We start from the raw sequence: 19,892 nt of genomic DNA, 5'->3' as shown, positions 1-19,892 counted from the left end.
TCCCCTGTATATCTGCTGAGCCTTGATGAAAGACCATCACTCATGGATTGATCGTTAATGAGCCATGATCGGCGTCAAGCAGCACGTGATCACCATTTTTTATTTGTTCATAAAATTTTTCATCGACTTGATCCACTACCGGCAGTTCCATAATGATTGAGCTAGCCACAAGCACGGTATCCGGATATTTGATGATCAGAGCTTTGGGTCCTTTCCCGCTCATTTTCAGTTGATACATACCATCAGCCTGGACAACCGAGCTTCCCTTTCCACTAGGAAAAACAAGAATTTTCCCGGCGATGGACTGCCCTTCCAGACTATGATTTTTTTCAATGACAACGCCGGTTTTCGGTTCAACCAAGTAAAAACACAGATCATCAGATGACAGCAGCACATCTCCTTCAATAATTCCTTCGGAAACCTTGTGACAAACAAATTTTTTCTCCATCAGATTTCACCTCTCATAGCGGCATCGATGCATTCATCAACATTCCGGATGACAAACTGCATATTTCTTCTTTTTGTGTAATAAGCGCATTTGGGTGAATCCGTAACACCTTTCTTCCCATAAAGGAATTCCCAGCACGGCTGATCCATACAGGTATCATCAACAATGTCCCCGCCTGCTGCCTGCAGGATTTCAAGATAGCCCATCCGACTGGCTAGTTCTTTTGTCAGAGAAGAAGTCATGATCCAAAGTTTAACTTTAAGTTTTTTTCCTTTGACAAGTTTGGAAATATGAGCGACCTGATTGATGTTAAAATGCGGACAACCAAATAAAGCAAAATCTATTTTTCCACCCGGATCAGTAATATCCTCATGGACTTTTTCCAAATCTTCCTCGCTGATCGTGATTACGTACTCGGGATCTCCGCCTTGAAAAGCATCATTAATGGTTTTTGCCTCCGGAGTGACACCGACGATATGGTACATCGGAACGTTGCCCGCCGTATTTAACTGAGCGCCAAGATTCATCAAGGCAGCCGCTGAGGGGTTGGTCGGTACATTAACAAAAACCGGAGTTTTAAATTTGAGTTTTTTAGGAACTGCATACCCGAGCAGCTGATAATCAAAATCACTTTTGATTTTCGCCTGCACATCAACAAGCACCTGCCCCTTACGATTTTCGTCCAGCAGGAATCCATACAGCGGCGTTCTCCCTGTAATAGCTGCACAAAGTGCGCTTTGCGCCGACTCGCGGTTCGTACGCGCACCATATACTGAATTGATAAATGGTGTGGCGCTGGACTCTGAATAGGCTGTAATCTCACCGAACCTCGGTACATTTTTTTCAAGATACGGAGTGCAGTCAAAGGTCAATGTTGCCCCAACATCTTTATAAGCCTTCCTTGTTCGCCGTATCATTTCTTCATCTTTTTTTGAAATCGTTGTGATGCACTGAAAATATTCAAGATTAAATCCTGGATTAACAGTCGGAGAAACTCGGCATTTAGCACCGGCACTGACCATTTTCTCAACAAACCAGAGATCTGCTTCCTGGTTGCTTAAAGCGACATGTGTCCGGCTGACCGGAACCATCCGCTGAGCATTGAACACGTCGCCCAATGCCACCTGGATCTTCATCGCAATCTGTACTCCCTTTCCGTAGTTTCCGTCCAGCATTTCCTGCTCTTCCAGGCTTAGTTCCATCTTCACCACTCCCCTTTATTTTTTCACAAACCCTTTTCAAGTCCATTCATTAGATTTTCGACTTTTTCAACTATCCTGTGCTCCGGTACAGTAAGAATTTTTCCTTTCTTTACGGTTACTTTTCCATCAACAACGACATAATCAATGGCATTCGGTTGCATTGAATACACAATATTGGGAAGAATCTGTTCATAATTTTGAGTAATCGGCTGCATGGATAGATCTTTACTGTTTAAAGCGACAAAGTCGGCTTTATATCCGGCCTGCAGTTTTCCAATCGGAAGCTGCAGAATCTCTCCTCCATTCACGGTTCCCATATCGAAAACCTGTTTGTAGTTTACTGCAAGTGAATTCAATGTGTTTACTTTCTGAAGCATCGCGCACATCCGCATTTCTTCAAACACACTAATCCGATTATTGCTGCATGCACCGTCTGAGCCTAACCCAATGTTCACTCTTTTTTTCTGAAGAGCCGGAATATCTGTCACACCGTCCGCAAGAAACATGTTGCTGGATGGACAATAAACAAGTTTTGATTGAGTTTTACCCATCAACTCTTTCTCATTTTCATTAAGCCAGACGCAATGGATGGCCACCATGCGGTGATCATCCATGACACCTAATTTCTTCAGCAATTCGACGGGCCGCAGATTATGTTCTCTGAGGACTTGATCAACTTCAAACGGTTCTTCCGCGACATGAATATGAAAATGAGTGTCAAGTTCCTGAGCCAGCCTATGACCTGCTTTGACCATTTCAACTGAAGCAGCATGCAGACTGTGCGGAGCAGGAACGATCGTCATCATATCGTCGGCTGCATATTTTTCAGCCAGATACTTGACGTTCTGCGCTGCATCCTCAACGGTTTCGATATAACCGGAAGGAGCACCGTTCCAATCATACATTGTCCTCGCCAGAACGAGCCGGATTCCTACATCTTTGGCAGCCTGTATAATCGCTTCATCGCTGTCGACGCCTTCATTGTGGACATAGAAATAATCGCAGACCGTCGTAACGCCATATTTCATCATTTCCCCAAATGCAAAAACTGCTCCGGTGTATACATTTTTGGCTTTCAGATAAGGAGAATATTTATATAGCGACTGATCACGCCATTCCAAAAACGGTTTATCAACGGCTAATCCTCTCAATAGACTTTGGAAGGAATGATTATGGGCGTTCACAGTACCGGGAATGATGACTTCATCGGGCCAGTCAATCGTTTCAGCTTCCGGATATTTTTTCTCCAGTTCCGCCAATAAACCGACTTCCCTGATCATTCCCCGAGCAGTTACAATCCCTTGATGTTCTGCAAATCTACCATCGATATAAAGGAGAAAAGGTTTGTATAATTTTTGAACCATCAGTCAAGCTCCTTATCTAAAGCAAGTACTGTCTGTAACAGGACATTCCCTGCTTTTACAATATCCTCTAAATCTGTCTTTTCTTCCGGACAATGGCTCTTCCCGTCGATGCTGGGTACAAAAAGCATCCCTGTTTTTGCAATAGGAACCATATGTACCGCATCATGTCCCGCCATACTCGGAAGCGAAAGAAACGGTTCATTCATAGACCCAATAACTTTTTTCAGGGTCTTCTGGATGTCTGAATCCATAGGCACCGACTTCTGATCCAGAATGATTCTTCTTTCGATTTGGACATCACGCTCCTTTTCAATCGAATCGATATATTGGGAAAGCCGGTTAACGATCTGATGCAAAATTCCTTTATCAGATGTTCTGATCTCAACAATCAGTTCCACTTGACCCGGAATAATGTTGGCGGAATTAGGAAACACATCAAAATGTCCGACTGTTCCGACGACATCGTTTCGATTAACATCTACTATTATTTTTTCAAGAGCAAGGCTAAGTTCAGCACCGGTCAGCAGTGCATCATGCCGATATTTCATTAATGTCGTTCCAGAATGGTTGGCCTCCCCGAAAATTTTGATCTTCTCGCGATAAATACCGGTTATACTTGTAACAACAGCAAGTGATCGGCCACTGTCACACAAATTTCTTCCTTGCTCAATGTGACATTCCAGAAAAACTCTTAGATCATTTGGTTTTAAGATACGTTCATCAAGCAGTTCCACATCACCTCCCAAACGTTTGAGTGTGTCGGTCAGATTTTCTTTGGTTACTCCATTTGTTACATGGGCCAAATCTTTTTTTTTCAGTACACCTGTAATTGACCGGCTTCCAAGTGTCGAAATGTTAAATGGATTCGGCTCTTCAGCGGAAAATGAAACAATTCTCATCGGGTGACGCAGAGGATACTTCTCCTCTCTTAATTTCTGTATAATTTCTGTTGCCAGAAGTACGCCGACGGCTCCATCATATTTGCCGCCGTTAGCAACTGCATCATGATGCGAACCGATTGCGATAGGGCTCAGATCTTCAGTTCCACCTGCCTCAGCCCACAAATTCGCGGCTGGATCAACCCATACTTTTGAATGCAGCGTATTCGCCCACGTTTTTTTGAGCCATTCTCTTGTGCGAAGATCTTCGATACTTCCGAGTGAACGATCAATGCCTCCATTTTTATTTATGCCGAAAGTGGCCATTTTTTTCAGCCGCTCATCGAGCCTCTTTCTGTTCACCCGAATTGAACTTATACTTCTATTCTGATAATTTTTCACTTCTCAGAACCCTCGTTTCAATACACAATTTAATATTATGTATATATTCCGATTTTTTTGGTTAAAGCAGCACCCACGTCAAAAAAAGAAGGTGATGCGCTTATCCCACAATAATATTTCTAATCTTTCCGGAAACATTTTTTGAAAACAAATGGATACATTCATTCATTCCTAGCGTTGTCTGAATGATGTGGCCGTATCTTATAATAAGTTTGATGGATTCGATCCAGTTCTTCGAGTTTGCTCATTCTTTTTTCCAGTCCCTCAGTTTCTCTGGCAACATCCCGTAACAACAAATTGAGAAAGAGAATCGGTGTACTGTATATATCAAAAATTGAAGAGGTTGTAATCGGCACACTGACTACCGGATCAGCCACGCTGAATACCGGAGATGTCACACTGTCAGTAATCGCTGAGATGGAAAAATTTTTTTGGTGAAGTTCGTTTAATTTATGTAACAATATATTGGGATATCTCGGAAAAACAATCGTTACTATATGCACATCAGCGGGATCAAGCAATTCTAAAGTTTCCCATTCCGGACTGTTTGGAGTAACTCGAATAATGTCATTTCTTATTTTATTCAGAATATAATAAGTATAAGATAATAAGGTTGCCGACATTCTCGCCGAAATAAGCACCAAACGCTTTGCTGAAACAATATTTTCAACCAGTTTCCGATAATCAGATTGATTCAAAATGCTCTCTAACTCATCAATGTTTTCACGCTCCATTTTTAATATATTTATGATGCTTTTGTTTGATTTAGCCGTGAACTGCAATCTTTGCGGGGCTGTAATTTCTTTTCTGACAAATTGCTGAAGGTTATGCAAAAAATCGTTATAACCTTTGTAACCAAGTGCAATGCAAAATCTCGAAACACTGCCCTGGCTGACATCGGCCTGTGCTGCTACTTCAGATGCAGTCATAAAAATTATATGTTTGTATCCCTTCTCAAAATAAAGAGCAAGTTTCTCATACGTTGGGGATTCCTGAGACACAATAGCTATTTTTTCTTTGAGATCATCCAGCTTACCTATATCTGTTTTGTAGTTCAATTATGTCACCACACCTAAATATAAATATTAGAATAATCAATAATTAATGGATTCATTCAATATAAAGTATATATAAATAATTATATTCATGCCGTACAGAAAGTCAATCTAATAATTTAGATTTTATTATATATTATTAAATTTTCGCTTTTTTACTGGTTTTAAGGTATTGGCAAAGTATCGATAGTTAATCATTTAGGATCTACTGGTTGATTAAAAAAGTCCTTTCTTACCAGTGTCTGGCACCCTTCTGATAGAATCAGTGTATAGGAATCAGCAAGTGGGTGATGGAAAAAATTTTTTACTTTAGGAAGTTATAGGCACTGTCGATCTCTTTATGCATGGTTCTGGGACACAAATTTAAATGCTATACGTATATTTATTTATCAAGTTTTGTGTCACGCAAGGGGGGAAAATCATTAGTACGGCGGTTTTGAAAAACGTGGGAAAAACGTTGATGCAGACACTGCGAATTAAAAGAAGCAAAAATAAAAAAAAGAAAATCGTCAGCGTGGGTGAAATTGTATGTTTCACTTTTGCACTTTTATACTGCATTCTCCAAAATTCCGCCCTGTTTTTTGCGCCCTATCTAAAAACCAGCTATCTGCTGATCTGCATGATCATCTTTGCAATGCTCAAGATTTTTTTTCAAAGATATGATATTAAAATTCTTGTTTTCCTTAGCGTCTCGGCTGCTTTTGCCGGCTTGATCTCCTATCATGCACAGGACCCAATGCCGTTAGTCATCGTTGTGCTGATATTTTTATTGCACGATGTCCGATGGAAAACGACCGCAAGAACAGCATTCTTTACTTTGACTGCTTCGATAATGATGCTCTACATCGGTTCTCACTTCGGATGGATACCTAATTATAAAGAAATCAGAGATGGAGCTGTGCGCCATGCATTCGGCATGACACAGGCGACGGTGATGTCCGATCTTATTTTCCTTGCTGCAGCGGCTTATGTGTATTTAAAAAAGAAATTAGGTGCTTTTTCTGTCATAGGACTGGGCCTTGCGGCTGCCATTGTTTTTCACTATATGAATGCACGGAATGATACACTGGGCATTGTTCTATTGACGGCTGCACCTTTCCTTATTAAAATTCCGCACATCGGGCCGATGAAGACATTCGGTAAATTATTTATGCCGATCTCATACCCGCTCTTTGCCTTCGCAGCGCTTGCGATAACCAAGATGTATGCCTACAACAAGAGCATGATCGGAAACATCCATCTCGATCAACTATTAACGGGCCGCCTGCAGCTCGGGTATACGGCCTTTCAGCGTTATCCGATCACCTGGTTTGGCCAGCATGTGATAGAAACAGGGGGCGGAAGGGCAGGTCCCATTGCTTCAATCCATAATTATTTCTATATTGACTCGTCCTATTTGCACATACTGTTCAAGTTCGGTATCGTTTTCACAGTCTTATTTCTGCTCTGGATCTGTTTGCGGATATATCGGCTGATTGCCGCAAAAAACTATTTGCCGGCAATCATCGTGACCCTTGTCGGTTTGGAGACGATGTGGGAAGCGAACCTGTTCTCTCCGCTGAATTTTACCCTGTTCATGCTTGCGGCAAATTTCAGAAACGAAAAAGCAGATCAGCAAATTCCCCGTATAGAGAGATAAAACCGCTCATGTAGATGCAGGTATAAACGGCTGGCTTGAGAAAAAGCTAACTGGGGCGCTGGAAGACGGCGCACAGAGACCGCAATGAGTATCACTAACGTCTCCCGGTCGCCGGCCACGATACCTGTATTTAACGAAGGGGGTTCAATGTTTTTTATTCTTTGTGCAGGAATTTTCGATAACCCGCTCCGGGCTGGGACATTTTCTTTTATTCCTCAAAGAAGAGCTGATAAAATATCGACAGAACACTTTTAAAGTACTATGAGAACCGGTTCACTGCACTGTCCCTTGATGGCCGAGGATTGACAGTTGCCCGGGGACGCCGACATCCAAATAGCGGCATAATATGCGACAGGCTGGGCGGCAATCGCATCGCTGCCGATTATGGCAGCCGGTTTCTGCCCTTTTGCGGCGATACGGTGAAGATTACAAAATGGGTGGATGCCCCGGGCAGAACAAAGGAGCCTTCAAGAGGGTGCTGAATGGGGCAAAAGGCAGGTATGGAGGGCCCTTTCGTTGCCAATGAAGCCTATTTTTTGTTATAAATCGTTCATTTGACGCCATCATTTTTTTGTCTGTACTGCTCTATAATCTTTCTGGATTCATTTAATTCCTTGATCACCCGGTACGGCTTGCTAATGACTCGAAACGGCAGTTTTCTGAGAAAGGCACTGAGATCCTGCCTGTATTCCTGCGTGATTCTTGTCGGTTTGGTTGCGATTTTTTGGTACAACTCCTTATAAAATTCCTTCACGACATCGATCTCCATGTTTATGGCCTGATGACACTGTTCGCATTCTATTTGAGCAATTTGATCATTAATGTAGACTATTTTATGGGCTGTTTCACGATCGCAATTCGTACAGAATAAATCAGCTTCCACTTCGTGCTTTTTCATCCTGATTTTCCTCCCTGACTCAGCAGTTTGATGGATCGCGGCCATTTTTTTGTTTTTCTTAATAAAAAGCATCCTCCTTCAGTAACACAATAAACGGCTTGATCCTTATAAGTTATTTTAACACGACGTTACACTCATTTCCTTCTTCACCTGTTCCAAAAAACCGCGGGTTCCCGCTCAGCCTTTCTTCCGGATAATATGCGCATTGACTCGGTTTGTCTTCCGTCAGGATTTCCGAAACTGATACAGAAAAAATTTCTATCAGTGCTCGTCCCCTGAAAAGTTCGATTATCCCGGATTGCCGGGAATGATCACAGGCCGCATCAGTATTTTTTCACTGAACGGATTATTTTCATTGGTATCATTATGCTGCTATTTCAGAAAAAATACCCTAACATCGGGATCTTCCGATAGCCTGATATACGGAAATGCAAAGCGATTCTCCCGCGGCCAATGCTGCGCTTTTTCCGGCAAAAAAGTGAATAGCGTCCGATTAGAGGGCGCCCTTCCAATTGCTATAGAATTAATTACTAAAACTTGAAAGTTAAAAAAGTGCCCTAACACCTTGCCGGTTCTACGTTTTCCACAAGTAAATTAGTTCAAGCTGCTGCTTTTTTCAGTTGTTTGCGGTAGCTGGTGGGCAGTTTTTCCAGAAAACTTTCGACGATCGTATCAATGGCTCCTTCAGATAGAGCGGGTTCGTCCTCGAACGCCTCTTGAAACAAGGTGATGAGCTGTTGAATGGCCTCGATATAGGTAACATCGGCGAGTTCATCCACCATCAGATAAAACAATTCGCCCAGAGTCCGATCGTCTTCCTGTTCACGATGCTGCACCGCAAGCAGGGAATAGCCAATGGCCACGCAAGCTGTGTGGGCAAAGATTCCGTCATAAGACAGTCCCTGATATTTGGCTAGTCGAAGATACTGCTTGCACATCTTGAAATACATCTCGATCGACCAGCGTTTCCCATAAAGTCGAATCAGTTCATCCTCTGAAAGCTGTGTGTCTGTCGATGCCAGGACAAGATAATCCTTGCGTTTCCGGCGATTGCGAACATAGACCAGTTTCAGAGGGATGTTTTTCTCTCCCTCGACAACGGCTTCGACCAGGACTGAGAGCAGATAGCGCGACCGTCCGCGGCGTTTCTTCTGGGCTTTGAAGATCGCTTTGACGTCCATCATTTGACCGTTGAACCGGTAATACACTTTTTTGGACCTTTTGACCATGGCAACGGCATGAAGTCCTAGCTGATGCAGCTGATAAAACATCTTTGGGCTTGAGAACCACGAGTCAAACAGGACATAGGATGCGTGGACACCTTGACTCAGAGCGGATGAGATCAGTTCCCGAACGACATCGGTTGCTTTTCGCTGCGCCTGAAGTTTGCGTCTTCCGGAATTCGTCCGGGCATCGGCTTTCGTGCTACAAATCTGATTCTGACTGGAGAGCAGGGAAAAAGTGACGGGCAGGAATGTGTTACCGTCACTCCAACCGAGCTGCAGGAAGCGAAACCCTCGTGTCTGTCGATGTTTGGCGTGGTCGAACTGGAACGCCGCCAGTTCCACGTGTTTGGCATGAGCCCGTTCGTACATGGAATCGTCGACGATGAACACGTTCTTCCGTGTTGAATCCGTCAAGGGCTGGATCAGTTGAATGATCTGGCAACAGAGCAGAATCAGGAATTTTTGCCAGTTGATCTTGCCGTTGTTAAGCAAATTGCGGAACGTCTTATCTGAGAAGTTCAGCTGATTCTGATGTTTCAGATAATCGCGATAGGCAGACTTGTTTGAGAAGATGGTGCTGATCAGATAGCAGAACAGTACCCGAAAGGGGATCCCTTTTTCCTTGGTGGCCTGTGAGATCCGTGCAATCTGAGCCAAATGAAATCGGGTAAAAAAGGTTTGAACGGAAGCTGAAATTCCAAGAGATGAACGGTCATTTCGTGTTATACTTTTCATGTGGCATGAACACTCCTCGATTAATTGGGATTCGACACTTCAATTATACCGAGTTGTCGGTGTTCATGCTTTTATTTTTTGTGTTACCCCCTTATCGGATAAGGCTTAAACACTGTTTTTGGTGTTTCAAGTTTTAGTTAATTATTATTTTCATTAACATTCACCGGTAAGAAGGAGGCTCATCTATTGAAGTTATTTTCTTTCCGGCAATCAGCATAGCATATTCATAGAGTTGAGGAGGGAATAAGGCAAATCCATTAACATCCAGCAAAGTAATGGCACAGAATTCCCGTTCTTTCCATCAGCTAAATACTGATGATCAGCAAAAGGCCGCGATAGGCCGGTCTGCGATCTATCCATGCGAATCGCGGTTGATCTTGATCTAACGGGATAATGAGTAAATCGAAGGATCGATTTTTTTACGCTTTCCTCCGTCCTTTTGCATGGCATAGAGAAAAAAAGATTGTGCCACAATATCGGGGTCTCTGCTTCTTATGAGGTATTATATCCGCTTGCAACGCGTGAAGAGTGTAGCGTCCGGAAATCTCTGATTCATCTTTACAGCGATTTCTCCAATCCGCCTGTTTCTGAGGGCGCGCCTTCTTCTCCAGTCTTGAATTACCGAAAGATCTATAAGGCGGCTTTTCTTTTCCCTCTGATGGAGCCGCCAAATGTTTTCTTAATGGAGCTCTTGCTTTATGTGATCAAATGGTGACGGTTTCTCTTTCTCCGATATCAAAAATATGAGGATTATGAATGATGATTTTCTGATTCTGAATGGTGACGGCATGATCCCTCCTCAGCCTGCTCAAAACGTGGCTGACCGTTTCACGCGTCGTGCCTGATAGTCCTGCTAAATCCACAGTGGATAAGTGAAAAGGCAGGGTGATCTCACAGCCGTCCTGCTTGCCCAGATCAATCACCAGATAGCGCAAAGCGTGGATGACCCGCTCGCTTGCACTGGAAACGGTGATCGTCTGCAGCCGTTTTTCGTGCAGTTCCAATATCCGCGACAATTGATGGATAAGCTCGACCATTGCCCGGGAATGTCCGACGACGAACGTTTCAAAAACGGATGTCGGAATATAAAAAAGCGAAACATCGGCCGCAACGATCGCTGAGTAATGATAATTTATATCCGACAGCATCCCGCCGTACGGAAAAAGGCTGTATGGCTTGACATAGTCCGTGTACATTAAGGTTGCTTTTGTATTCGTGCGTTCATACTTGACGTAACCGCTGAGTAAAAAATAGATTCGGTCACGCGGATCCCCTTCAATAAAAAGCATCTGCCCTTTACTATAATGACGCAAATAAATAGAGGAATAAATCGAAGCCAGCTCCTCATCGGAATAATCGGAGAAGATAAAAAACTTTGATAAAAGCTGCCTTGCCTTTTCTTTATCCATGGCTGCTCCCTCCTAATAAAGCGTTTTCTTCCCTACTTTTATCGTAGTTTAGTGGGTCGGTTATTTCAATGAAACAGGAGAAATTTATGTAAAAAAGTGATCTCTCGCAAAACAGAGACCACTTCTTAAAGTGCCTGAGAAAAATCGTAGGCAGATAGGCATGCCGAGACCGCAGCGGATCCATTTTCAAAAAACCGATGACCGCCATAATATTTCCCGGAAAAGCGGGTCAAGGGTTCCAATCCGCCTCTTCGGGAAACATACAGGAGCCGCCGCCGCTAATAAAATCTCCGGGAATCGGACCCAAGACTTCAGACTGTCACTCACCTCTTCGAAAACGCATCAATAATCATTGAGTGTCATGACTCTTACGGCGGAGGGGCAGAGAATCCGCAGCGCCTTTTCCCCGGCTGCAGCAGAATGATCATTCTGCTTAATCGGCGTAAATGACCGTGCCGGCCGGCCCGCCGGCCAATGCTTCCTGAGCATGATCCAGTGAGGTAATGATCGCCCGGCGGCCTGATCGGGCCTGGACAAAAGAGATGGCGGCTTTGATTTTCGGCAGCATGCTGCCCTCCGCAAAATGGTTCTCGGCGATATAGCGGCGCAGCCTGCTCACCGAAACGGTGTCCAGTTTTTTTTGCTGCGGAGTATTAAAATAAATATAAACACTGTCCACCGCGGTCAGAAGCAGCAAAATGTCGGCGTCGATTCCTTCCGCCAGTTTTTGAGCGCCGAAATCTTTATCGATGACGGCTTCGACACCTTTGTAACCATTCGTTCCCTGAATCACCGGAACGCCGCCGCCGCCGACCGCGACGACTACATAGCCGGTATTCATTAAATCCCGAATCGCCTGATATTCAACAATCTCGTTTGGATAGGGAGAAGCAATCACACGCCGGTAACCCCTTCCGGCATCTTCCTTAAAGAGAATGTGCTCGTCCGCCATCATTTTCTTCGCTTCTTCTTCACTGTAAAAAGGACCGATCGGTTTGACCGGATGAACGAACGCCTGATCATTCGCAGATACAAGCGAGCGCGTCAGGATATTGACCGTTTTTTTGGAAATGTTTTCCTTTGCAAAAGCATTATCCAAGGCGTTCACCATCCAATAGCCGATCATTCCCTGGCTCATCGCTCCGCACGTATCGATCGGCATCGGGGGCGTCTTTCTCGAATCCGCCGCTTTTTGTTGCAATAATATATTGCCGACCTGAGGTCCGTTTCCGTGTGTAATGGCAATCTTATAGCCGTTTTTTGTGATTTGCACTAATTGTTCCGCCGTATGGGCGATCGCTTTCTGCTGCGCTTTCGCTGTGGCGTCGTTATTGGTCTCAATTGCATTGCCGCCCAAAGCAATGACCACTTTTTTCTCTTCAGTCATGATTTATTCCCCCAATTCTCAAAGCCGGCGACCGGTTTGTTATAACGTGATGACACCCAATATCAAGTCGATGATCGCCCAAATGGCCATCACCGAAATAAACAGAGCAAATACCGCTTCGGGTTTTGTGAAAAGAGGCGTTTGATGATTCTCTTTTTGTGCCCGCCAGTAAACGAAGATGCCGACCGCATACAAAATGGTTGTCAGCAGCAGGAATTTCATGCCTGCTCCGTAGATCAGCCAGGCCGAATAAACACTGGCCACCATGCCGATCACCATATCCCTAATCCGTATGCCCCTGCGGAGATCCTGATATCCGTCATTCGAAATCGCCAGTTTCACCTGATAGAGCGCAGAGAACAGATACGGAATCAGAATAGCGGAAGTCGCAAGCGAAAAAGCGAAGTTATAGGCCCGGTCCGTCAGAAGCAGGGTTAACAGGAAGACCTGAATCAGTCCGTTTGTCAGCCAGAGCGAATAAACCGGCGCACCATGTTTATTCTCCTTTTTCAGATATGAAGGAAAGACGCCGTCTTTTGCCGCCGCAAACGGAATTTCAGCAGCGAAAATAGTCCAGGAGATCCATGCGCTGAGCACAGAAACGATCAGGCCCAGATTAATAAACGCCGCTCCCCATTTACCGACAATATCTTCAAATACATAGGCCATGGACGGATTTGACAGGCCAGTCAGCTGTCCTTTGCTCATGACACCCAAAGAAAGCAGCGAAATGCAGATATAGCTGAACAACGTTACAATTAAGCCGATAATGGTCGCAATTCCGACATCGCGGCGATTTTTGGCCCGCTCCGAAACAACGACCGCCCCTTCAACGCCAATGAACACCCATAACGTTACAAGCATGGTGCTCGATACTTGATCACGGACGGAACTCCATGAAAACGGGGCGTTATGCAGTCCCCAAAAATCATTCAAAAACAGTTTCGCATGAAAAGCAAAAATAGCAATTATGATAAAGAGAAAGACCGGAACAAGCTTGGCGATCGTTGCCACCAGATTGACAAGAGCCGCGGAATGCACACCTCTTAAAACGAGACAATGCACCGCCCACAGTAAGACGGACGCCCCGATAATGGATGCGAGATTCTGCCCGCCTGAAAAAGTTTTTATGAAGTAGCCGATCGCGCTGAAGACCAGCGTGCCATAGGCCACGTTCCCGAGCCACGCGGAAAGCCAGTATCCCCAGGCACTGTTAAAGCCCATGTACCGTCCGAATCCCGCTTTCGCATAACTATAGATACCGGCATCCAGTTCCGGTTTCTTCATGACCAAATTTTGAAAAACGAGGCCGAGCGCAACAATGCCGATGCCGGTTATGACCCAGCTTATGACGATGGCACCCGCGTTCGCGCCCTGTGCCATATCACTTGGGAGATTAAATGCCCCACCGCCGATCATTGATCCGATTACTAGCGCAATGAGTGAAAGTAAATTTAACTTTTTATCATCTTCCATGATGATATCCCCCTTTGCCGCAGACGGGCATGGGCCGGGGAAAGGAGCGGAAGGCCCTTCCCGCAGGCCGCGCCGATCCGCTATTCATTTTGCAAAGTGGCCAGCATCACAGCTTTAATGGTATGCATCCTGTTTTCTGCCTCATCAAAGACATGTGAATGCGGTCCCTTAAAAATTTCATCCGTCACTTCCATCGCCTTTAACCCGAATTTTTCATAAACCGATCGGCCGATTTCAGTATTCAAATCATGGATCGACGGTAAACAATGAAGAAAAATGTAATTATCTTTACCCGTTTTTTCAATCAGCTGCCGGTTGACTTGATAAGGTTTGAGCAGCCGGATTCTTTCCGCATATTTATCCTCCTCACCCATAGATACCCATACGTCGGTATAGATTACATCGGCCCCGGCGGCTGCCCGGCCGATATCATCGGTCACCATCACGCTGCCGCCGGATTCTTCGGCATGGGATTTCGCCAGCGACACGATCCGTTCATTCGGAAACAACGATCGCGGACCGCAGATTCTCATGTCCATGCCGAACTTGCTGGCGCCGATCAGCAGGCTATTGGCCACATTGTTCCGCCCATCTCCGATAAAGAGCAAGGTTACACCCTTTAATTTTCCAAACTGTTCTTTGATCGTTAAAAAGTCCGCTAAAATCTGCGTCGGATGGGATTCGTCGGTCAGTCCGTTCCAGACCGGCACGCCGGAGTAGGCCGCCAGTTGATTGACCGTATCCTGGCTGAATCCCCTGAATTCAATACCGTCGAACATTCTCCCTAATACACGTGCCGTATCTTCCACCGACTCTTTTTTCCCGAATTGAATATCCCCTTTTCCCAGATATTCGGGGTGGGCCCCCAAATCAATGCTTGCCACTGTAAAAGCACAGCGCGTCCGTGTAGAAGGCTTTTCAAACAAAAGAGCGATATTCTTCCCGCTCAAGTCATGATGGGGAATATGCTGATGCTTTTTCCTCTTTAACTCGGCCGCAAGTTCCAGCAAATAAGTCAATTCTTCTCTTGAAAAATCTTCAATTCTTAACAGACTGCGACCCCTCAGGTTTTCCTTAATTCTTTCATTTATTTTTTCCATCTCATATTCCCCCGTTTTTTGTTCAGATATCTTCCCGATAAAGCGGCATGCTCATGCATCTTGGACCCCCGCGTCCCCGCGACAGTTCCGAGCTCGGCACTTCGATCACTTCAATGCCGTGTTCCCGCAAAATTTCATTTGAAACATAATTTCGATCGTAAGTGACCACAACACCGGGAGCAATCGCCAACGTATTGGAACCGTCGTTCCATTGCTCGCGGGCCGACGCGATCTCATCACCGCCGCCGCAGGGAATAAAGTCAATCTCCTGAAGCTTCAGTGCTTCTTTCAGTGTGTTGACCAGACTTGTCCGTCTGGTGATCTTCAGCCCGCCCTTTTCATCACCCTTCTCAATTACGAAAAGATTCATTTCACCCTCCGCACCCAGTGCCGCCGGATGAATGGTGAACTTGTCGCGGTCGACCATTGTAAAGACCGTATCCAGGTGCATGAACGACCTCAGCTTCGGAATTTCAACGGCAATAATTTGTTTCACCTTGTCCTGATTGGCAAATAATTGATGGGCCAGCCGTTCAATCGCCCGCGCCGTAGTCCTTGAGCTGATGCCGATACAGACAGTCTCCGGGCTGATGATTAATTCGTCGCCCCCTTCCATGGAAAATTCAAAGTTTCGATCGGTCCAAATCGGAATCTGATACTCCGAGAACCGCGGATGATAACGGAAAATATATTCTATGAAGATGGATTCCCTTCGCCTTGCCTTCTCTTTCATCCGATTGATGGTAATGCCGTCGCCGATAATAGCCGAAGGATCCCTTGTAAAATAGAGATTGGGCATTGGATCCAGATAGAACGGATAATGACTCTCCGTCATTTCATACAAGTGGGTCGGCTGCGCCTTGACAACTTCTTTTTTTAAAATGCCCGCCATCACTTTATGAACCAGATCCATATTCGGAAGAGAGAGCAGGTAATCGCTCAATATCTGGGAAAACTCATCGACGCACAGATTGCTTTCCCGCAATATCTGACTGACAAATTTCTCGCGAATATCCTTGGTATGCAAAGCTTCAGCCATTAATTTATCCAGGTAAAGGACTTCGACTCCCTGATTCCTAAGCGCTGTAGCAAAGAAATCATGTTCTTTCTGAACGGACGGCAAATAAGGAATGTCATCAAACAATAACCGCTGCAGAATTTCCGGAGTCAGATTTTCGACCTCTTTTCCCGGACGATGCAGCATGACTGTTTTCAACTCGCCGATTTCCGACGTCACATGCACAGGATATTTCATGATCTTTCATCTCCCTTTTGTCTTACAGTTAAAGCATAATCCATTACCATTTTATCTGTAGTGAAAGCGATTACACGATAAAAGTGAAATATTTCACATCATGATCCTTTTAATGAGTATCCCCTCAACTCATGTATCTAGTCGGACCGTAGTGTGAAAGCCATCTTAATTTCTCTGTGAACCGGGTTTTTCCCCCTCTCTCATGCATGCCATGCAAATAGCCGGCCGCTTAGTCAAAAAATAAAAATCAGAAATCATACAGCCTATTTTTTTGCGGTTAAATGGCTTATCCATAGCTCCATTTTCTGATATTGGGTGTTACCCATTTATAAGACAAGGCTTGAGGACTGTTTTAATGACTCAGATTTTTGTACTCATTTCTCAAAAAGTGATTAGATACAGGGGTGCCGCCAAGACCTAAATTATAAAAAATAAAGGAGAAAACATATTATAGATGTCCAATATGTTTTCTCCTTTTTATTCCATTAAAACTCCCTTTAATGGAATCACTCAAATATGGTTTCAGCCTTAAAATTATTTAATTCTTGTTAAACAAACACACCCGTTCATCTTCTCTGAACTTTTAAAGAGCTGCTTTATTTTATATTACAAGGTGAATTGTGAACTATAATTTGTCACCCCTGTTATCCTTCCCGGTTTAAATTAAAGTTTCTAACCGATGACATTTCTCTTTTTACAGCTTAAATAAATTCCCATTATTCTCCTGTCCCGTACTCCTTTAAATGCTGCAAATGAATTCCGATATGCCCTATACCAAGAATAATAATTGAGATAATAAGCCAGATCACCTTTCCATAGATACCTAACAGCAGAAATGCCGCTACCGGCAAGCTTGCTCCCGGCACCGGGATTCCTAAGAAACTTCCATAAAAATCTTTTAGAGTATGTTCACTGTTAAAATACCGTATCCAGCAAATTTCATAAATGATCATCAGGATAAAAGATACAATCAGCCACAGGCTCCATAAAGAAAACGGTTTAAGGTCATAATCATTGAAAATTATTGCCACGCAGGAAACCAGCACCTGTCCCACACGTTCTAATCCCAATAAAATCTTATTTTCATTTGAAACGATATCATCATAGCCTGCCGGTTTATACTTTGCCCAGAAAATATTGGGAATGAACAGCATCAATAGATAAATGAAGCCCACATATGAAAATCCAAAATGTCCCAGCATATTACTTCCCTCCCATTACTCCCTTGGAATTTGTTCCGCATGCCCGGTTACTGCGGAAATGCATCATATACTTTTGCTCAAAAAGGATTTATTCAGTGATCATAAAAGATCTCATATTGATGACCAACATGTGAAACGGTTTGGTTCAAATAACATGTCATGATATTGATTTTGCATACTTCATTGGAAGTAAAAAAGGGACATGTCAGACATATCTCTGATGGTTTTTTATTTCACTTTATAAGCAATTGCCCTTTTAGGACATTTATCAGCGCATGTCCCGCATAATATACACTCGTTGTCATCCATACTTTCTCTGCCACATTAAGACTCATAGGGCAGTTCCTATTACAATAGGGCAGTTAATACATGATTTTTATCTGCGTATAACCTGAGCCTTTTAATATGAAGCAGATTTCCAAGTTTTGTCCCTATTACCATAAATGGTGCCAACCTATATCCCTTTAAACGATTTCGAAGACTAAGATTACAGTTTTATCATATACTCTTTCAAACAAATATTAATCTGCCGCGGCAATTTAAATGAAAGCCCTTTCGCTATATTCCCGTCGCTACTCATTTTCTTTAAATATGTTATTCAGGAATATGACCGTGAAATTGGAAAAAGCGCTTTTCTTATTACAGGAAAGCGCCTTTTAGCGGAACAACAAAAAACTTCCATTTAGCTGGCTTAATTGAAGAAGTGAATCATTTTGGTTTTTTCCTTTCTCTTGTTGAAGGGGAACAACTTTGCCGGGTGAGACGGATTCGCTTCGCATGTTCCTGCCGATTCAATCGGCAGTGTTACATTTACCGGACTTGAGTGTAGCCATGCTCTTTAGCGCTTCAGGCTTCCGTCACTTGGTAGCTGTTTCCGACTTTGGTGAGGCGATTATGAAAAAGCTGTGCGCCCCTTCCATAGTTGTGGCCGGAAATCGTTTGCCAGACGGCACCGACTGCCAGCTCTTCATTCCCGATATTTATCAACCGATGGGCCGTTCGGCCGGGAATATATAAAACTGCGCCCGGCTTCACTTCAATTAAGCGGCTGCTCCCTTTTAGATTGTCCAGCAGCAGTAATCCGGTTCCCTTAATGCCCCAGTAGTACTCGGCTGTGTCAAATTTATTATGAACATGTCCCTTTGTCATAAAAAATTCATCGCCGACCGTGCCGCAACAGAGATGCGAAATTCCGAAGAATAGTCCTCCCTCCTCTCCCTCTTTCTGCTTGTTTTCCTCCATTTCTACCCAGTACACGGCCTGATCCGGATCCATTCTGTTTAAAGCTGTTCTATCTTTAAAATAATTTCTTAAATCACCGATCGTGGTTGTTGTCCGTTTGAGATGGCTGCCAATCAGTCTTCCGGATTTAAGATCCAGAATTGTATCACTGGACTGTATTTCTATCATTAATTTCACTTCCAAAAGTATTAAGGTTGATAGTTTCTCCATAAATCATTGTGATTCATTGGCTCGGTCACAAAATCAAACAGGTTTCGATTGTCAACGTATTGTTTATAAACAGGGACTCCTTTTTGCAAATTGAAATCTCTGCAGCTGCGCGGTCCCTGTTCCTGTAAACCGGATTTCCGGTAATGATCATTGCGTTGCCAGGTTATTTGATCGGCATGACCGACTATCGGGTAGAATGCAAGGCCTTTATGCGCGCGTATTTCCTTATAGTCAAATGAATAATCGCGGATGCACCACGCACCGAACGTCATTGTGTGATGAATGTCGGCATTAATGGTACAATGAGCCCAGGCGGGAGGCACAATCACGATGTCGCCCCTCTTTGCATGGACGGCAAAGCAGCGTCCCGGATCGTCATGGGCAGTCTCCTGCATATAAACAATTGCTTCGCCGTCCCAAATTTCATAGACCTCCGGAGTGGACGAATCTGAAGATGGGGAGATCGCATGAATATGCCCCTGACTCCGAACGGGTTCTCTTCCGATTTTTCCTTTTGCATAAATCACAGCTCCATACAACAGCATGCGCCGCTTCAGATCATCGCGATCTTTGCTCCGGCCGACATCCATCGCGATAGAGTACAGCACATCAGGTCCCTTGGCAGCAGGATCCAGCAGGCTTTTCCTGATATCCTTCAAACGGCGGTACTCCGGCTCGGGGCCGAATGTATTTCTGCCATATTTAAAGGTCATATTGCGATCATCCACCGTAATATCAAATCCCGGATTATAATCCATGGAACT

The 19,892-nt window shown here is 44.2% G+C and carries 17 protein-coding genes; 1 reads left to right on the top strand and 16 read right to left on the bottom strand.

What is annotated here, in order from left to right; genetic code table 11:
* Positions 1-40: 40 nt before the first annotated feature.
* The 5 genes from OYT88_RS10205 to OYT88_RS10185 all read right to left on the bottom strand — a co-directional run bounded on the left by OYT88_RS10205 (position 41) and on the right by OYT88_RS10185 (position 5,352).
* A complete protein-coding gene (locus OYT88_RS10205) occupies positions 41-448 on the bottom strand; it encodes an aconitase X swivel domain-containing protein (protein WP_274399801.1) in 408 nt (135 codons plus the stop codon).
* On the bottom strand, positions 448-1,650 hold the full coding sequence (locus tag OYT88_RS10200; RefSeq protein ID WP_274399800.1) for an aconitase X catalytic domain-containing protein: 1,203 nt from the start codon (positions 1,648-1,650) through the stop codon (positions 448-450). The genes OYT88_RS10205 and OYT88_RS10200 overlap by 1 nt, the downstream gene beginning before the upstream one ends.
* A 23-nt stretch (positions 1,651-1,673) precedes the next feature.
* On the bottom strand, positions 1,674-3,014 hold the full coding sequence (locus tag OYT88_RS10195; RefSeq protein ID WP_274399798.1) for an amidohydrolase family protein: 1,341 nt from the start codon (positions 3,012-3,014) through the stop codon (positions 1,674-1,676).
* Positions 3,014-4,294 (bottom strand): Zn-dependent hydrolase, encoded by a 1,281-nt coding sequence (locus tag OYT88_RS10190; RefSeq protein ID WP_274399796.1) that lies wholly within the window; start codon positions 4,292-4,294, stop codon positions 3,014-3,016. The genes OYT88_RS10195 and OYT88_RS10190 overlap by 1 nt, the downstream gene beginning before the upstream one ends.
* 161 nt (positions 4,295-4,455) lie before the next feature.
* Positions 4,456-5,352, bottom strand: a complete 897-nt coding sequence (locus OYT88_RS10185; protein ID WP_274399795.1) for a MurR/RpiR family transcriptional regulator — start codon at positions 5,350-5,352, stop codon at positions 4,456-4,458.
* Positions 5,353-5,809: 457 nt separating this feature from the next.
* Between OYT88_RS10185 and OYT88_RS10180 the strand changes: the two genes are divergently transcribed.
* Positions 5,810-6,988: a polysaccharide polymerase gene (locus OYT88_RS10180; RefSeq protein WP_274399793.1), complete on the top strand. Its 1,179-nt coding sequence runs from the start codon at positions 5,810-5,812 to the stop codon at positions 6,986-6,988.
* Positions 6,989-7,538: 550 nt separating this feature from the next.
* On the opposite strand, the gene OYT88_RS10175 is transcribed toward OYT88_RS10180, so the two are convergent.
* The 11 genes from OYT88_RS10175 to OYT88_RS10130 all read right to left on the bottom strand — a co-directional run bounded on the left by OYT88_RS10175 (position 7,539) and on the right by OYT88_RS10130 (position 19,886).
* Positions 7,539-7,886, bottom strand: coding sequence for a bh protein (locus tag OYT88_RS10175; protein WP_274399792.1), 348 nt, complete (start codon positions 7,884-7,886; stop codon positions 7,539-7,541).
* Positions 7,887-8,485: 599 nt separating this feature from the next.
* Positions 8,486-9,847, bottom strand: a complete 1,362-nt coding sequence (locus OYT88_RS10170) for an IS4 family transposase (RefSeq protein WP_274399790.1) — start codon at positions 9,845-9,847, stop codon at positions 8,486-8,488.
* 704 nt (positions 9,848-10,551) lie between these two features.
* Complete coding sequence (locus tag OYT88_RS10165) at positions 10,552-11,256, bottom strand: Crp/Fnr family transcriptional regulator (protein ID WP_274399788.1); 705 nt, start codon at positions 11,254-11,256, stop codon at positions 10,552-10,554.
* A gap of 433 nt (positions 11,257-11,689) precedes the next feature.
* On the bottom strand, positions 11,690-12,643 hold the full coding sequence (gene arcC / locus OYT88_RS10160) for a carbamate kinase (protein ID WP_274399786.1): 954 nt from the start codon (positions 12,641-12,643) through the stop codon (positions 11,690-11,692).
* 39 nt (positions 12,644-12,682) lie between these two features.
* Positions 12,683-14,119, bottom strand: a complete 1,437-nt coding sequence (gene arcD, locus OYT88_RS10155) for an arginine-ornithine antiporter (RefSeq protein WP_274399784.1) — start codon at positions 14,117-14,119, stop codon at positions 12,683-12,685.
* 80 nt (positions 14,120-14,199) lie between these two features.
* The gene (gene argF / locus OYT88_RS10150) at positions 14,200-15,219 is read right to left on the bottom strand and encodes an ornithine carbamoyltransferase (RefSeq protein ID WP_274399781.1); all 1,020 of its coding nucleotides are present in this window, start codon (positions 15,217-15,219) and stop codon (positions 14,200-14,202) included.
* A 22-nt stretch (positions 15,220-15,241) separates the two neighbouring features.
* Entirely contained in the window at positions 15,242-16,474 is a 1,233-nt protein-coding gene (gene arcA, locus OYT88_RS10145) for an arginine deiminase (protein ID WP_274399780.1), read from the bottom strand.
* Positions 16,475-17,190: 716 nt separating this feature from the next.
* Positions 17,191-17,676, bottom strand: a complete 486-nt coding sequence (locus OYT88_RS10140; protein WP_274399778.1) for a hypothetical protein — start codon at positions 17,674-17,676, stop codon at positions 17,191-17,193.
* Positions 17,677-17,904: 228 nt separating this feature from the next.
* Positions 17,905-17,985 carry a 4Fe-4S binding protein gene (locus tag OYT88_RS20910; protein WP_443217506.1) on the bottom strand — a complete coding sequence of 27 codons (81 nt, stop codon included), beginning with the start codon at positions 17,983-17,985 and terminating at the stop codon, positions 17,905-17,907.
* 537 nt (positions 17,986-18,522) lie between these two features.
* A complete protein-coding gene (locus OYT88_RS10135) occupies positions 18,523-19,086 on the bottom strand; it encodes a glucose-6-phosphate isomerase family protein (protein WP_274399777.1) in 564 nt (187 codons plus the stop codon).
* Positions 19,087-19,106: 20 nt separating this feature from the next.
* Positions 19,107-19,886, bottom strand: coding sequence for a glucose-6-phosphate isomerase family protein (locus tag OYT88_RS10130; RefSeq protein WP_274399776.1), 780 nt, complete (start codon positions 19,884-19,886; stop codon positions 19,107-19,109).
* Positions 19,887-19,892 lie beyond the last annotated feature (6 nt).

The sequence above is a fragment of the Sporolactobacillus sp. CQH2019 genome (assembly GCF_028765345.1).
In the GTDB taxonomy this organism is placed as follows: domain Bacteria; phylum Bacillota; class Bacilli; order Bacillales; family Sporolactobacillaceae; genus Sporolactobacillus.
This window is presented reverse-complemented; position numbering and strand designations above follow the sequence as displayed.

What these genes read in the sequence shown, in the direction of transcription:
- OYT88_RS10205 (WP_274399801.1), bottom strand. Translation starts at nt 448, where the DNA reads ATGGAGAAAAAATTTGTTTGTCACAAGGTTTCCGAAGGAATTATTGAA.
- OYT88_RS10200 (WP_274399800.1), bottom strand. Translation starts at nt 1,650, where the DNA reads ATGGAACTAAGCCTGGAAGAGCAGGAAATGCTGGACGGAAACTACGGA.
- OYT88_RS10195 (WP_274399798.1), bottom strand. Translation starts at nt 3,014, where the DNA reads ATGGTTCAAAAATTATACAAACCTTTTCTCCTTTATATCGATGGTAGA.
- OYT88_RS10180 (WP_274399793.1), top strand. Translation starts at nt 5,810, where the DNA reads ATGCAGACACTGCGAATTAAAAGAAGCAAAAATAAAAAAAAGAAAATC.
- OYT88_RS10175 (WP_274399792.1), bottom strand. Translation starts at nt 7,886, where the DNA reads ATGAAAAAGCACGAAGTGGAAGCTGATTTATTCTGTACGAATTGCGAT.
- OYT88_RS10170 (WP_274399790.1), bottom strand. Translation starts at nt 9,847, where the DNA reads ATGAAAAGTATAACACGAAATGACCGTTCATCTCTTGGAATTTCAGCT.
- OYT88_RS10165 (WP_274399788.1), bottom strand. Translation starts at nt 11,256, where the DNA reads ATGGATAAAGAAAAGGCAAGGCAGCTTTTATCAAAGTTTTTTATCTTC.
- arcC (WP_274399786.1), bottom strand. Translation starts at nt 12,643, where the DNA reads ATGACTGAAGAGAAAAAAGTGGTCATTGCTTTGGGCGGCAATGCAATT.
- arcD (WP_274399784.1), bottom strand. Translation starts at nt 14,119, where the DNA reads ATGGAAGATGATAAAAAGTTAAATTTACTTTCACTCATTGCGCTAGTA.
- argF (WP_274399781.1), bottom strand. Translation starts at nt 15,219, where the DNA reads ATGGAAAAAATAAATGAAAGAATTAAGGAAAACCTGAGGGGTCGCAGT.
- arcA (WP_274399780.1), bottom strand. Translation starts at nt 16,474, where the DNA reads ATGAAATATCCTGTGCATGTGACGTCGGAAATCGGCGAGTTGAAAACA.
- OYT88_RS10140 (WP_274399778.1), bottom strand. Translation starts at nt 17,676, where the DNA reads ATGCTGGGACATTTTGGATTTTCATATGTGGGCTTCATTTATCTATTG.
- OYT88_RS20910 (WP_443217506.1), bottom strand. Translation starts at nt 17,985, where the DNA reads ATGGATGACAACGAGTGTATATTATGCGGGACATGCGCTGATAAATGT.
- OYT88_RS10135 (WP_274399777.1), bottom strand. Translation starts at nt 19,086, where the DNA reads ATGATAGAAATACAGTCCAGTGATACAATTCTGGATCTTAAATCCGGA.
- OYT88_RS10130 (WP_274399776.1), bottom strand. Translation starts at nt 19,886, where the DNA reads ATGGATTATAATCCGGGATTTGATATTACGGTGGATGATCGCAATATG.